This is a genomic window from Zunongwangia profunda SM-A87, from assembly GCF_000023465.1.
GTDB lineage: Bacteria > Bacteroidota > Bacteroidia > Flavobacteriales > Flavobacteriaceae > Zunongwangia > Zunongwangia profunda.
The window spans coordinates 1,880,525-1,894,741 of sequence record NC_014041.1 but is presented as its reverse complement, the minus strand read 5'-3'; the positions used below and the strand labels follow the sequence as shown (position 1 = coordinate 1,894,741).

The 14,217-nt window shown below is 37.5% G+C and carries 10 protein-coding genes; 8 read left to right on the top strand and 2 right to left on the bottom strand.

Annotation, left to right across the window (positions count from 1 at the left end; all coding sequences use genetic code 11):
* Nucleotides 1-296: 296 nt before the first annotated feature.
* Nucleotides 297-1,337, bottom strand: coding sequence for a hypothetical protein (locus tag ZPR_RS08310; RefSeq protein ID WP_148211691.1), 1,041 nt, complete (start codon nucleotides 1,335-1,337; stop codon nucleotides 297-299).
* Nucleotides 1,338-1,893: 556 nt separating this feature from the next.
* The gene (locus tag ZPR_RS08305) at nucleotides 1,894-2,472 is read right to left on the bottom strand and encodes an RNA polymerase sigma factor (protein ID WP_013071230.1); all 579 of its coding nucleotides are present in this window, start codon (nucleotides 2,470-2,472) and stop codon (nucleotides 1,894-1,896) included.
* Nucleotides 2,473-2,587: 115 nt separating this feature from the next.
* Between ZPR_RS08305 and ZPR_RS22485 the strand changes: the two genes are divergently transcribed.
* The 8 genes from ZPR_RS22485 (at nucleotide 2,588) to ZPR_RS08265 (ending at nucleotide 14,090) form a co-directional block, all read left to right on the top strand.
* Complete coding sequence (locus ZPR_RS22485) at nucleotides 2,588-3,718, top strand: FecR family protein (protein WP_049771438.1); 1,131 nt, start codon at nucleotides 2,588-2,590, stop codon at nucleotides 3,716-3,718.
* 126 nt (nucleotides 3,719-3,844) lie between these two features.
* A complete protein-coding gene (locus tag ZPR_RS08295; RefSeq protein WP_013071228.1) occupies nucleotides 3,845-7,294 on the top strand; it encodes a SusC/RagA family TonB-linked outer membrane protein in 3,450 nt (1,149 codons plus the stop codon).
* An 11-nt stretch (nucleotides 7,295-7,305) separates the two neighbouring features.
* On the top strand, nucleotides 7,306-8,841 hold the full coding sequence (locus ZPR_RS08290) for a SusD/RagB family nutrient-binding outer membrane lipoprotein (RefSeq protein WP_013071227.1): 1,536 nt from the start codon (nucleotides 7,306-7,308) through the stop codon (nucleotides 8,839-8,841).
* A 20-nt stretch (nucleotides 8,842-8,861) separates the two neighbouring features.
* A complete protein-coding gene (locus ZPR_RS08285) occupies nucleotides 8,862-9,347 on the top strand; it encodes a RidA family protein (protein ID WP_013071226.1) in 486 nt (161 codons plus the stop codon).
* A 6-nt stretch (nucleotides 9,348-9,353) separates the two neighbouring features.
* Nucleotides 9,354-10,580, top strand: a complete 1,227-nt coding sequence (locus tag ZPR_RS08280) for an aminotransferase class V-fold PLP-dependent enzyme (RefSeq protein ID WP_013071225.1) — start codon at nucleotides 9,354-9,356, stop codon at nucleotides 10,578-10,580.
* Nucleotides 10,580-11,845, top strand: coding sequence for an amidohydrolase/deacetylase family metallohydrolase (locus ZPR_RS08275; RefSeq protein ID WP_013071224.1), 1,266 nt, complete (start codon nucleotides 10,580-10,582; stop codon nucleotides 11,843-11,845). Before ZPR_RS08280 ends, ZPR_RS08275 begins: the two co-directional genes overlap by 1 nt.
* Nucleotides 11,846-11,855: 10 nt before the next feature.
* Complete coding sequence (locus tag ZPR_RS08270; RefSeq protein WP_013071223.1) at nucleotides 11,856-12,785, top strand: RraA family protein; 930 nt, start codon at nucleotides 11,856-11,858, stop codon at nucleotides 12,783-12,785.
* Nucleotides 12,786-12,851: 66 nt separating this feature from the next.
* The gene (locus ZPR_RS08265; RefSeq protein WP_013071222.1) at nucleotides 12,852-14,090 is read left to right on the top strand and encodes an aminotransferase class V-fold PLP-dependent enzyme; all 1,239 of its coding nucleotides are present in this window, start codon (nucleotides 12,852-12,854) and stop codon (nucleotides 14,088-14,090) included.
* The last annotated feature ends 127 nt before the right edge of the window (nucleotides 14,091-14,217 follow it).

Below are 14,217 nucleotides of genomic sequence, written 5' to 3'. Positions count from 1 at the left end.
TAATGTATCGAGAAGAGGTTAGTGAATGTTCTTCTTAAAGTTGAATGCAAAATTTTTATTGTGTAAAGTTTTAAACCATCAGCCGTTGGGTTTTAGTACATTCAACATTTTAATCTTTAAGCTTTTCTCTCGTCTATATTGTATACTCTATTTATTTTATTATTTCTTTTCTTTAATCTTAGCAATTAGCTATTGAGCAAAAAAATCTCCATTCCGCTACGCCCATTCGAAATAATCACAATTATAAATTCAATATTTTTTATCGTGCTTTTTGAATAATAAATATTTACACTTTGCTATTGGGCTTTTTTCATACCAATTATTCCAATACCTGAAGACAAATCATCTTCATCAATTATCGGGGTCAACGAAAAATTATTAGTGCCGGGATCAAAGAAAAATAAGTTAAATCCATCTCTTGCAGCGAATCCTACAAACTCTCCTGCTTTAGAATTATAAAATGTTCTACTAACCAAATTAATTGCAGATATATTCCCTTCTATATAAATAGCCTCAGCATTTTTGTCATCAAGGTTGTAAAAATAAGGACGCACGGCAGCGATGTAACTGGTATTAGTAAGAGGAGTAAAACCAAATAGCTGCTGTGACCCCGGCTTCCACCCTAGATTTATTATTCCCGTTTCAATATCATCTTTAGGTAATGTAACAAATGATTTATCGATTAAATCCACTTCTAAAAGATCTGTATTAATGATACTATTAGATTTTGAGGCACTCACATATAACTTTTGGTTAATTAATTGGGAAGAATATATCGTTTTATATTGCTGCTCATTAAGGTCGAGGTCTTCCACGGCAATCACTTCGAAAGTTTCGGGATCAATTCGGGCTATTTTACAGGGCAGGTTAGCACCATCAATATCAAATTCAGCCTTTACTACCGCGATAAGTTGCTGATTGGATTCATCCCAATCCAGCGACATCAAACCAGGGTTATTACCAAAAGCTTCAGGAAAATTCAAGATAAATTTTTCGCTTTGCTCCAAATTTTTATCAAATTTAAAAATGGCTCCTTCCAAAGCATCAAAACGTATTCCATAAATATAAGTATGCGTTTGGGAAGAAGTAACGGCATTCAATATAATATTGAAATTCTCCTGGGTAAGCTGTCCCATATTGGTTACCTTTCCACTCGTATCTCCAATAGAGAGTAATAAGCCGTCACTTCTCAAGGCCAGATAATTATACTCATCTCTTACTTCAGGCTCTTGTTCGCCGCCATCATCCCCGTCAGCAATACCTCCGTTTTCGTTACATGAAGATAGAAATATTGCCATGATAGAATACAGCAAATACTTTAAAAATGAAAATTTCATAGGTTTGAATTAGTCGTGCTTAAAATAATCTTTTTTTATATTCGTTAATTTATTTTAACTAAAAAACTACCGTAAATTGCAGCGGCCTAAACCCATAAAGAACTTATCAAATTCCTTTTTATTTCGGACCATCTCGATTGTTATGCCTATTGGTAAAACTTCGGCGCATTAAACCTCTTTTATCGATCTTTATACTACAACCGGAATTTGAAGATCCATACCACATTAGAGGATTACAAACTGGACCTGTTTTGGATTGCATATTATATATCTTAAATAATAGGTCAGTTTTTTGAAGAAAAGAATAAAGCAATCTATTTTAAAAAGCTATAATTTTATTTATTTCAACAAAGGCTAATAAATTTTCGGTTTTGCGAAAGTTAAACCAATCGTCCCCATACTTACCTGTAACAGATCGGTATAGAAAATTATCTTCCACACTTAACATTTAACATTGTTAATCCGGGATCCTGGGGCTTGAATATTAATTCTTAAGTCTCTTCTATTTAATCTCTTCTATATTGCAATTAACTATATTCTTATTTCCGAATCCACATCATAAGGAACATCCGCTTAATCTACCAAATAACATCCATAAAATAATCTCTTCATTTTTAAAGGACTCCCTAATTTTCTGAAAAGCGATACGCATTTGAGACTCTACGGTTTTTACAGAAATATCAAGTCTATCAGCTATTTCTTTATATTTTAAACCTTCCATCTTATTCATGATTAGAATCTTTTTGCATTTTTCAGGTAAACTTTCTATGACTTTTTGTAGACGTTCTAATTTAAGTTCCAACTTTTCTTTTTCATTGGTCTCCTCCTCTATGGCTGCGCGATGGAGTTGATCTATATAGCTGCGTTCTTTTTGCTCCCTTTTCTTCGAGTCTAAAAAACTATTATAGGCTATGGTATATAAATAACTTTTTGGAGAATTGTCTATATCTATCTTTTCTCTGTTTTCCCAAAATTTGATGTAAGTCTGCTGCGTAATATCTTCTGCCAGTACTCTGTTTCGAGCATAGGAATTCACATATCCAAATAATGCTGGATAGGTCGCCTTAAAAAAGACCTTAAAGGATACCTGGTCACCATCTTTAATATTCCTTAACAACAACAGCTCATCTTTCATTAAGAAAACTTTTAGAAATATGGCAGAATTTACATAAATATAAAATTTAAAAAAAATTAAATTTCTTTTAAGGGTTTTTATTAAAAGTTAGTATTATAAATAAAAAACACAGGCATTGAAAGATTTAATAGTAAAATATTTAACAAACTCTATCAACGATAAAGAATTACATATTCTATATAAGTGGTTGCAGGACGAGAACAATAAACAATTATTTAAGAATTACGTAAAATCTAATTACCAAATTGATTTACTGCATCTTCCGGATCCCGAAATTGCTTATGAAAAAATGGCAACCAAGTTAAACCGCCCTAAAACCACTAAGCTAATCCATCTGTATCATAAAAATAAGTGGTTTTTCTATACCGCAGCTGTTTTCATCGTGCTAGTGGCCACTACATGGTTTATCAATACCCAAAATACTCCGGGAAATCAAATTATTCCTTCGCAACAACCTCCAATCACCATTCAATTACATAATGGTAAAGAAATAAATATTAACGAAAACGATAATGCTATTCAGGTTGGTAGACAAAAAGTGGCCAAACATAATTCGATAAATAACCAGTTAAGCTACATAGGAAATAAAGCGGGTGCAACTACCGAATATAATACGATTAAAATTCCCTACGGAAAAAAATACAAGCTGGTACTGGCCGATAGTACTATTGTTCACCTGAATTCGGGTGCCAGTTTAAAATTTCCAGTTGCATTTAATGGGCGCAACAGAAAAGTAGTATTAACGGGAGAAGCTTTTTTTGAAGTAACTAAAGATAGTACCAAACCTTTTATCGTCGAATCAAATAAAATTGCGGTTGAAGTATTGGGTACAAAATTTAATATGTCTGACTATTCTTCCGATACTACTTCGGAAGTGGTATTGGTAGAGGGTGCTGTAAAAATGCAGGAAAAAGAAAGCGTAAAAGATCAAATCCTGCATCCGGGTGAAAAGGGAACTTTTAATCAGAACTCCAAGACACTTCAAAAAGAAAAAGTAGATACCGAGCTTTATACTTCCTGGATTTATGGCAAATTGATATTCAGAAATAAATCTTTTGACGAAATATTCAAATCCTTAGAACGAAAATTTAATGTGGAGTTTGTGATCGAAAATAAACCTCTGGAAAAAAGTGAGTTTAATGCCACTTTTGATAAAGATGTGAGTCTGGAAAAAATGCTTTTCTATTTCGAAAAGGCTTATGATATACAATACACGGTAAAAAACAATAAAATAATCATTAAATAAATAGGTATGAGAAACACCTGAATTCTTAAAAAAATGCATTAAAAAAACCGAAAGATGCTGCAACACCTCTCGGTTAATATGGTGCGATTAAAAATTTATTAATCACTTTAAACACACTTCAAAAATATGAAAAAACTTCTGAAGCATGAAAGATATTTTCAGCGACTAACCAGCAACTTAAAAATGAAACTGAGTCTTCTTTTTCTTTTTACTTCTCTCTTTACGATACAGGCCCGTGTGTCTTACTCTCAGGGCGATAAAATTTCTGTAAAAGTTGAAAATCAACGACTGGAAAAAGTATTAAGTTTTATTGAAAAAACGTCAGATTACAACTTTGTTTATAAAGTCAATGAGATAGATCTGTTAAGACCTGTTTCTTTGAATGTTACTAAAGAAAAGATTGAGAATGTACTACAACTTATCTTTAAAAATGATAGTATTTCTTACCAAATCTTCGACAACCAGATCATTTTAAAGAAAAAACCTTCAGTTAAAAAGATCCCTCGAAGAACTGCAAAAACCACAAATTACCAGCAGCTGGTAAAAGGTACTATTGTAGATGACCAAGGAATGCCACTACCGGGAATTAATGTAGTAGAAAAAGGAACCAACAATGGTAGTTCTACGAATTTTGATGGCGTCTACGAAATTGAAGTGGGTGAAAATGCCATATTAGTATTTTCTGGAATAGGTTTTAAAAAACAGGAAATCACGGTAAACGGCCAAACGACTATAAATGCAACCTTGCAAAATGATACCGAGCAATTAGAAAATGTTGTGGTTACCGCTCTGGGAATTAAAAAAGAAGAAAGAGCTCTTACCTATGCCGTAACCGAAGTAGACGGGGATGGCTTTACTCAGGCTAAAGAAGTAAACTTAGCTGATGCACTTTCTGGTAAAATTGCGGGAGTAAGCGTTTCTAATCTTACAACCGGAGCAGGTGGTTCCAGTAGAGTGACTATTAGGGGAAATACTTCATTATCGGGAGACAACCAGCCGCTTTATGTAATTAATGGAATGCCGATGGATAATACCACTTTAGGAGGCAGCGCCTCTACAAGTGCCGGAGGTTTTAATATAGACCATGGAGATGGTACCGGAGGAATCAACCCGGATGATATAGAAACTATAAGTGTACTTAAAGGAGCAACCGCAGCAGCTCTTTATGGTTCCAGAGCCTCGAACGGCGCCATTATTATTACCACTAAAAAAGGAAGTTTTAATAGCGGAATTGGTATAGAATTTAATTCGAGTTTCACCGTCGATTCTCCAATGGATTTTACCGACTGGCAATATGAGTACGGCCAGGGAAATGGCGGGCAACGTCCCTTAAACCAGTCTAATGCCATTACCTGGGGACGTAGAAACTGGGGAGAACGCATTAACGGGCAACCGTTTGTTGCTTTCGATGGGATAGAAAGACCTTATGTGGCGCAAAAAAATAATATTGACCATTTCTACGAAAACGGTACCACTTTTATCAATACCATTGCGTTAAGCGGCGGGTCAGAAAAAACAAGTTATAGATTCTCTATTTCAGATACCGATACCAAAGGTGTGGTCCCCAATAATAGCTTTAACCGGCGTATTTTTAGTTTAAACCTTAATTCTACCATCGGGGAAAGACTGGATATTGAAGGACTGGTACAATTTAATCGCTCTAAATCTTATAACAGATCCAGCGCCGGGGATGCCACCGGTAACCCTAACTGGGTGAATATGCTGGCCAATACTGTAGATGTACGATGGTTGGATCCAGGCTATGATGAAAATGGTTACGAGATAGAATGGAATGAAACCCCTTATGCTTCTAACCCTTATTTTGTAGCCAATAAATTTAAAAATGAAGGTATTAGAGATCGATATTTAGGACAGGTTTCTTTAAATTATCGCTTACTGGATAATCTTAGTGTGAGAGGATCCGTAAGCAGGGACTATACCAGTTTCGATTTTACCGCCATTCTTCCTACAGGAACACTGTATACCAATAATGCGGCAGGAGAATATCATGGTTTCGATTTAACCGTAAGCGAAACCAATAGTATGCTTACCGTTAATTATAATGAAGATCTTACAGAAGATATCAATCTTGGTGTGATGGCCGGGGGAAATATCAGAAAATATCAAAACGAGCAGACCAACTATGATGGTAGGCAATTTATAATTCCTTTCTTTTATAGTTTTACCAATCTTCAAACCAGCACAACGATTCCTAGTAATCAACACCTTACCACAAACTCCATATTCGGTTCTCTGGACCTTAGTTATAAAAACTATCTATACCTGAATGCCACCGCGAGAGAAGACTGGTTTTCTACATTAACTGCTTCGAACGGAGCTGATAGTGATAATAGTATTTTATATCCTTCTGTAGGTGCCGGTTTTGTTTTCTCTGAAGTTATCAATAAACCAGACTGGTTTAGCTATGGTAAGATAAGATCTTCCTGGGCACAGGTTGGTGGAGGTCTACCCGATCCTTATACCCTTAACGAAAGTTACACTATGATCCCCAGTAGCGGGGAACCGCTACAACAGGTTACTCAGGTTGGCGGGCAACGACTCTTAGCAAATGCAAATCTTAGACCCTATACCTCTACCACTTTTGAAATTGGGTTAGAAGCAAGATTATTCAATAACCGTTTAGGTTTTGACGTAGCAGTTTACGACAAAACAACCACAGATGATATCGTAAATGCTCAGATCCCGGTTACTACAGGTTACGAGTATACCTACTTTAATGTGGGAGAAGTAGAAAACCAGGGAATTGAAGTTGCTGTAAACGGCACGCCGGTAAAGAATGATAATTTCAGCTGGGATATAAATTATAACATGGCCTATAACAAAAATGAAGTAAAGCAGTTAGCAGAAGGCCTAAATACCATTTCCGTAGCAAATTCTGTGGGGAACTGGGCTGAAATTCATCATGAAGTAGGACAAGCTTTTGGAGTGATCAAAGGATATTCTATGCTTAGAGACGATGAAGGTAATATTGTATTCGATTCGAATTCCGGTTTCCCCATGCGAAGTGAACTAAAAAAGATCGGAAACTCAGTTGCTCCTTTATCGATGGGATTAAGCAATCGTTTTAAATATAAAAACTTTGCTTTAGATGTTCTTTTAGATGGTAAATTTGGTAACGATATTTTCTCTGTACTTAACGTATATGCAACCAGGTTTGGATTATCCAAACGTACTTTGGAAGGTAGGGAAAACGGACTTGTACTAGAAGGGGTAGACCAAAACGGCGATCCCTATACCAATACTATCCCATCCACAGATATCAGATCCTACTATCAAAACCTTAAAAACTACTCAGATCACTTTATTTACGATGGTAGTTTTGTGAAATTAAGACAGGTCGTTTTAAGTTATAATATTCCGGTAGAAAAAATTAGCCTTTTCAAATTACAATCGGCTTCCCTGTCTTTTATCGCCAGGAACTTGTTTGTGCTGTATAGCAAGACCGATAACTTCGATCCGGAATCTGCTTATACCAACAGTAATGCTCAGGGATTCGAATCCTTCGCGCTTCCAAGAACAAGAAGTTATGGATTGAATCTTAAGTTTAAATTTTAATCGAAAACGTTATGAAAACTATATATACTAAATTCACATACTTATTCGTAATAGTTTCTACTTTATTCATAAGCTGCGATGACGGTTTTGAAGAGGAAAACACCAATCCGGATGCCTCTAATCAGGTAGATCCTGAGTATATGTTCACTAAAGCTATTTACGATGCTTTAAATAATAGTACAGGAACAGTTTACGAATTTGGTGCAGGAGGATTTGTTCAGCATTTCGCAACCTATCTTGAGGTGCCGGGATTAGGTGATAAATACCTGTACATTTCAGGAAGTTATCCGTACGCTTTTTTTAACGGGGCTTATCTGGACGCCATAAATGAAATAGATAAAATCATTTATGCTACTGAAGGAGTCGAGGGACTTTCCAATCAAAACGCCATAGCCCAAATATGGAAAGTATATACCTATCATCGTCTTACCGATTTATACGGTATGGTGCCTTATACCGAAGCTACTACAGCATTCAGCGAAGCAAACTACAGCCCGGTGTACGATACCCAGGAAGCCATTTACATGGATATGCTTAATACACTACAAAGTGCTTCTGGTTCTTTAGATGCTAACCAACCAAGTTTTGGTAACGGGGATTTAATTTATAACGGCAATGTAGACCAGTGGAGCAGATTTGCGAATTCTTTAATGCTACGATTAGCGATGCGTTTAACCAAAGTGAATCCTACCCTTGCCGAAGAGTGGGCACAAAAAGCCATATCAGCCGGCATAATAGCAGAACCTTCAAATAATGCCATTATCGATTATCCTGGTGGGCAGGTGATCAATTCAAATCCTATTGCTTTTCAATTAAGGAACAACAACTATAGCGAATCTAACCAGGGAAGCAGTAACACAGAAGGTGGTAAATTTGCTGATACCTTTATCAGCTACCTGAAAGAAAATAATGATCCAAGGCTAAGTTCCTTTGCTGCCGTATGGGTTAATGGCTCCCAAAAAACTGATCCGGAGTTACAACAGGGAATGCCTAACGGCCTTGTAAACCGTCCAGAAAACTTTCCAGGACTTTCAGAGCCTAATCTTAACACCCTTTTATCGCTTAACTCTTCTTTAATGGTACTGGGAAGTGCTGAAATGAACCTGCTCCTGGCTGAGGCTTCAGCAAGAGGATGGACATCTGGAGATGCCCAATCTTATTATCTGGAAGGTATTAGAGATGCGATGAACAGCCTGGAAGGCTTATATGGAAATGAGGCTGCTGTTTCAGAAGAAGAGGTCAACACCTATATCGCTTCTCAAAGTTTAACGGGAAGCCTTGAAGAACAAATGGAAACAATTCATACTCAATTTTGGGTTTCTGTTTTTCCTGATGAGATTGAAGTATACTCTAATTGGAGAAGAACAGGTTACCCTGAGTTAACACCGGTAAATGTAACCGGAAACCTTACCGGTGGGACGATACCAAGAAGACTTACTTATCCGCCTAGTGAAATTAGTGTAAACACTGAAAATTATGAGGCGGCAGTTAGTCAACAGGGATTAGACCTGTTTACAACCAGAGTATGGTGGGACGTAGAACAATAAACACTAAATAAATAATATTTATGAAAAATCAACGTAGAAGCGCAATCAGAAAAATAGCTGCATCAGTTTTTGGATTAACAGGATTAGCCGCCTTTGGTAAAAATTTAAATACCAAAAATTTATCCGAAGACCAGTCTTCAAACAACATTATTAGAAATACTGATGAAGATTCAGATCAGGAGGTGCCATTATTCTCTAGTTCTGTAGTTCATAATGGTCTTGTTTATATCGCAGGAAAAGGAGCTCATTTTGAGGGAGATATTAAAGATCATACCAAACATGTTTTAGAGGAATTGAAAAAAGAGCTTGAAAAAGCAGGTTCTTCCATGGAAAAAGTGCTTAAGGTAAATGTATACCTCAACGACCTTAACGACTACAAAGCCATGAATGAAGTGTACCTTGGAAAGTTTGGTAAAAACCCTCCTGTGCGCACTACGGTAGCTGTTTACGGAGGTGTACCGGGGAATTCTCTGGTAGAAATCGATTGTATAGCAGCATTAAAATAAAAAATTATGACATCCAGAAGAAATTTAATAAAATCACTTTCCCTGCTGCCACTGGCAGGAGTTTTAAAGCCAGATTTCTTTGTTAAAAAGAATGCTGCTTCAGAACCTACTAAAGCGGCAAAGAGAGATTATTTTAAAGAACTTGGCGTAAGGACTTTTATCAATGCTGCCGGAACCTATACGTTTATGACGGGTTCCTTAATGCGTGAAGAGGTAAAGGACGCTTATATGGCGACCTCTTATGATTTTGTAAATTATCATGAATTACAAGATAAAGTAGGCGCTCGACTTGCTGAATTATTAAAATGTGAGGCTGCAACAGTAACATCTGGTGCAGCCGCCGCAATAACATTGGGAACAGCTGGAACTTTAACCGGTCTGGATGCTGAAAAAGCAGGAATGCTACCCCATCTTGAAGGTACCGGCATGAAAACCGAAGTGATCATGCAACGTAAACATGCCATCGAATATGCCCAGGCTATAGAAAATTGTGGCGTTAAAGTAGTATATGTAGATACTGCAAAGGAGCTGGAAAAAGCGATCAATAAAAATACAGCCATGTATTACTTTGTTAATTTTCTTAATTACGAAGGCGAGATCCAGTGGCAGGAGGTATTAGATATTTGCCAAAAAAATGGAGTGCCCACTATGATCGATTGTGCTGCCGATGTCCCTCCCGTAGAAAATCTTTTCAGATTTCAGCAAATGGGATTCGATATGGTTTGTTTCTCTGGTGGCAAAGGGCTTAGAGGGCCGCAAAGTGCCGGTATTTTAATGGGTAAGAAAAAATATATTGATGCCGCCCGGCTAAATGCACCGCCATTTGGAGATACTATTGGTCGCGGGATGAAGGTAAATAAAGAAGAAATTGTAGGTATGCTTGCCGCAGTTGAAGACTTTCTTTCAAGAGATCATGAAGCCGATTGGAATCTTTGGGAAGGCCAGATAAACCTTGTTCAAAATGCAGTGAAAGATTTTGAAGGTATGACCACCGAAATTAAAGTACCAGAACTGGCAAATGTTGTCCCGACGCTCCACCTCAACTGGGATACTTCAAAAATTAAGATCTCCGGCGACCAGTTAAAAGAAGCGATGAGAAATGGTCATCCCTCTATAGAAATTGCCGGTGGCGGAAAGAACACTGTGAGTATTACCACCTGGATGCTTAAACCTGGGCAGGAAAGAGTCGTTGCCTCAAGACTGAATGAAATTCTAACGCAAAAAATCACCTAATGTTTAAAACATATTTTTTTAAGTACACGGTAGTTATTCTCACACTACTGTGCGGATCCCCTCATGTCTTTTCGCAAGAATACGACCTGTTATTAAAGGGCGGAACTGTAATCGATCCTAAGAATAAAATTGAGCGTAAAACGCTGGATATCGCTATCAAAAATGATACGATTGTTGCGGTAAAAACGAATATCAATACCAGTTCAGCTAAGAAAACTGTAGACTTAAAAGGCTATTATGTAAGTCCGGGAATTATTGACCTTCACACCCATAATTTCTACGGAACCAAAGAAAATCATTACCTCTCTGACGGGTTTTTAGCACTCCCCCCCGATGGATTTACCTTTAGAAACGGAGTGACTACCGTTGTTGATGCCGGAAGCCCCGGATGGAAAAACTTTGAGATCTTTAAGAATAACGTGATTGATCATTCTGAAACCAGGGTGTTATCATTTCTTAATATTGTTGGAGAAGGCATGCGTGGTGGTGTTTGGGAACAGGATTTACAGGACATGAATGCTAAAATGACGGCCTTAACCATCCAGCAACATCCTGAACTAGTTGGAATTAAAGTCGCGCATTATTCGGGAGCCGAATGGACGCCTATACAAAGAGCCGTGGAAGCCGGGGAGATTGCTGATGTTCCGGTAATGATCGATTTTGGCGGGCATCAACCTCCCCTCTCTTTAACTCGTTTGTTCATGGAGGAGCTTCGTCCGGGAGATATTTTCACTCATATGTATGCTAATCTCTCTAGCGTAAGAATGACGATTCTTGATCCTACTACGGGTAAATTGTACGACTATGCTACTAAAGGCCGTGAAAAAGGAATCATTTTCGATGTTGGTCACGGCGGTGGTAGTTTTGCATTTGCACAGGCAATACCAGCTATAGACGAAGATTTCTTTCCAGATACCATTAGTACCGATTTGCATGCGGAGAGTATGAACGGCGGAATGAAAGACATGCTTAATGTGATGTCTAAATTTCTAAACCTAAATATGTCACTGGAACAGGTAATTAATGCCTCTACATGGAAACCGGCCCAGGTCATTCATCATGAAGAACTAGGAAACCTATCTGAAGGTAGTATAGCCGATATCGCGGTTTTATCATTACTGGATGGCGAATTTGGATTTATCGATAGCAGTGGTAAAAAGATGACAGGTGATAAAAAGCTGCAATGTGAAATGACGGTTCGTGCTGGTAAAATCGTTTACGACCTAAACGGGCTGGCCAGCCCGGAATGGGATAGTAACCTTTAAAAAATGCCTTATGAAAATTAGAAAACCGGAGTCTTATATCCTTATCATTTTTTGCTTTATAGGCTTACATGTAGTACATGCTCAGCAAATTGCCAAAGAAGAGCTTATATACCTCACCGATACGTGGAAAGGGGAACGTTTTGACGATGGACGCCCTAAAATCCCGGCAGATCTTATCGAACGTGCAAAGGGCATTTCTATAGACGTAGCCTGGCAGATTCTGGATAATGAGGGATATGCTTCGCAATACGAAGGGGAATGGAAAAGCATTAATGACCAGCCGGTGGTTGGTAGAGCAGTAACAGCAATGTTTTTGCCTAGTCGCCCGGATATTGAGAAGCAAATAAAAACCCGAGGACATGAACAGGGGTTTAAAGGAAACACAAACTCCTGGCCCATCGCTAAATTAACCGAAGGTGATATTTATGTTGCCGATGCTTTTGGGAAGACACTACAAGGAACTTTGATAGGTGATAATCTGGGAAATGCCATTTATTCTAAAACAAAAAGAGGGGTTGTATTTTATGGATCTTCAAGAGATTTAGAAGGTCTATCCAAAATCGAAGGTTTTAATGCATTTGTTAAAAATTGGAACCCTACCTACTTAAAAAATGTGATGCTGGCAGGATTAAATACTCCAATAAAAATTGGGAGGGCAATTGTAATGCCCGGGGATTTAGTCTTAGCCAAAAAAGAAGGTGTCATTTTTATTCCGGCGCATTTGGTAGAGAAAGTAGTTCTAACAGCTGAATTTATTGATTTAAGAGATGAATTTGGTCATGAAATGCTCTCTAAAGGAATTTACGAATCTGGCGAGATTGATAATGAATGGACATCCACTATCAAAGATCGTTTTCTTAAATGGATTAAAAATAATGGTAATAGTGTTCCTATGACACAGGAAGAACTGAACCATTTTTTAAACAAGCGTACCTGGTAAGCTCCCTTAAGGGCAAGCCTCAGAGTGTTTAATATCGATTAATGAGTAAACTAATAACCTGCTATTATGAAAAGAAGAGATATTTTAAAAAGTATTCCAATAATGACACTGGCTGCTGGTATACCGGGTTCCATATATAAATACGATGCCTTCGGGAAAATCAAATACGCTAAAAAAAGTATTGATTATTTTGAAGAGTTAGGAGTAGATAAAGTAATCAACGCCTCTGCAACGATGACCTGGCTTTCAGGTTCGCTTATGTTACCGGAAGTATTGGAAGCTATCAATTCTACCGCTCATGATTTTGCAGATATGTACCAGTTACAAGATAAGGCGGGAATTAAAATTGCGGAAATGCTAAACTGCGAAGCGGCTATGGTAACATCGGGTGCTGCATGTGCACTAGTACTGGGGACTGCGGCGGCCATCACAGGTTTCGATTCAGAAAAACGAAAACTCATACCTAATCTTCCCGGGAAGCGTCCTGAAGTAATTATGCAGACCAATCATCGTTATGTTTTCGACCAGGCCATTACCACTACAGGTGCAAAAATTATCGAAGTTGATAACGAAGAAGAAATGCATAAAGCCTTCAATAAAAATACGGTGATGGCACTTTTCTTTAATGCTGCGGAGTCCTGGTATGGCATAAAAAATAATATTTCGCACGAAAAGTTTGTGGCTATTTGTAAAGACCATAATGTACCATCATTTATTGATGCTGCTGCTGATGTTCCACCGGTAGAAAACCTCTTCAAATATCAAAAAATGGGCTTCGATATGGTGACTTTTTCAGGAGGAAAAATGATTAGGGGTCCCCAAAGTGCAGGCCTACTTTTTGGTAAAGCTTCTCTTATCGAAGCTGCGAAGTTAAATTACAGTCCACATGAAGCACCTATAGGTCGTCCAATGAAAGTAAACAAAGAAGAAATTTTTGGAATGTATGCAGCTTTAAAAAGTTATCTGGAAAAAGATCATGATAAAGAATGGCAGCAATGGATGGATCGTACTGCCAAAATTAGTGCCATCCTAGATCAAATGGAAGGTGTTGAAACCAAAGTAGTCATTCCACAAGGTCCTGCAAATGTATTCCCCACCCTTGATGTTATCTGGGATACCGATAAATTCAAGATTAGCGGTTCTCAACTATACGATAAATTAAAGGCTGGTACTCCCAGTATTGTAACCAGTAAGACTATCAAAAATAATATGGAATTTATAAATGTAGGGGTCGTTTTACTTCAACCTGTGCAGGTTTCTTTAGTCGCTAATCAGATAAAAAAAGCATTGAAATCTTCAATTTAAAAGCAAACTATTCTCTGAATTGTGACATAAGAAACATATTTAAAACACCAAAATATGAAACGTGAATTTGCAATTTTGTTCTCCGCCAAAGAACTTCGGCAATTTTGAGTTAATTTTTAGTTAGTGC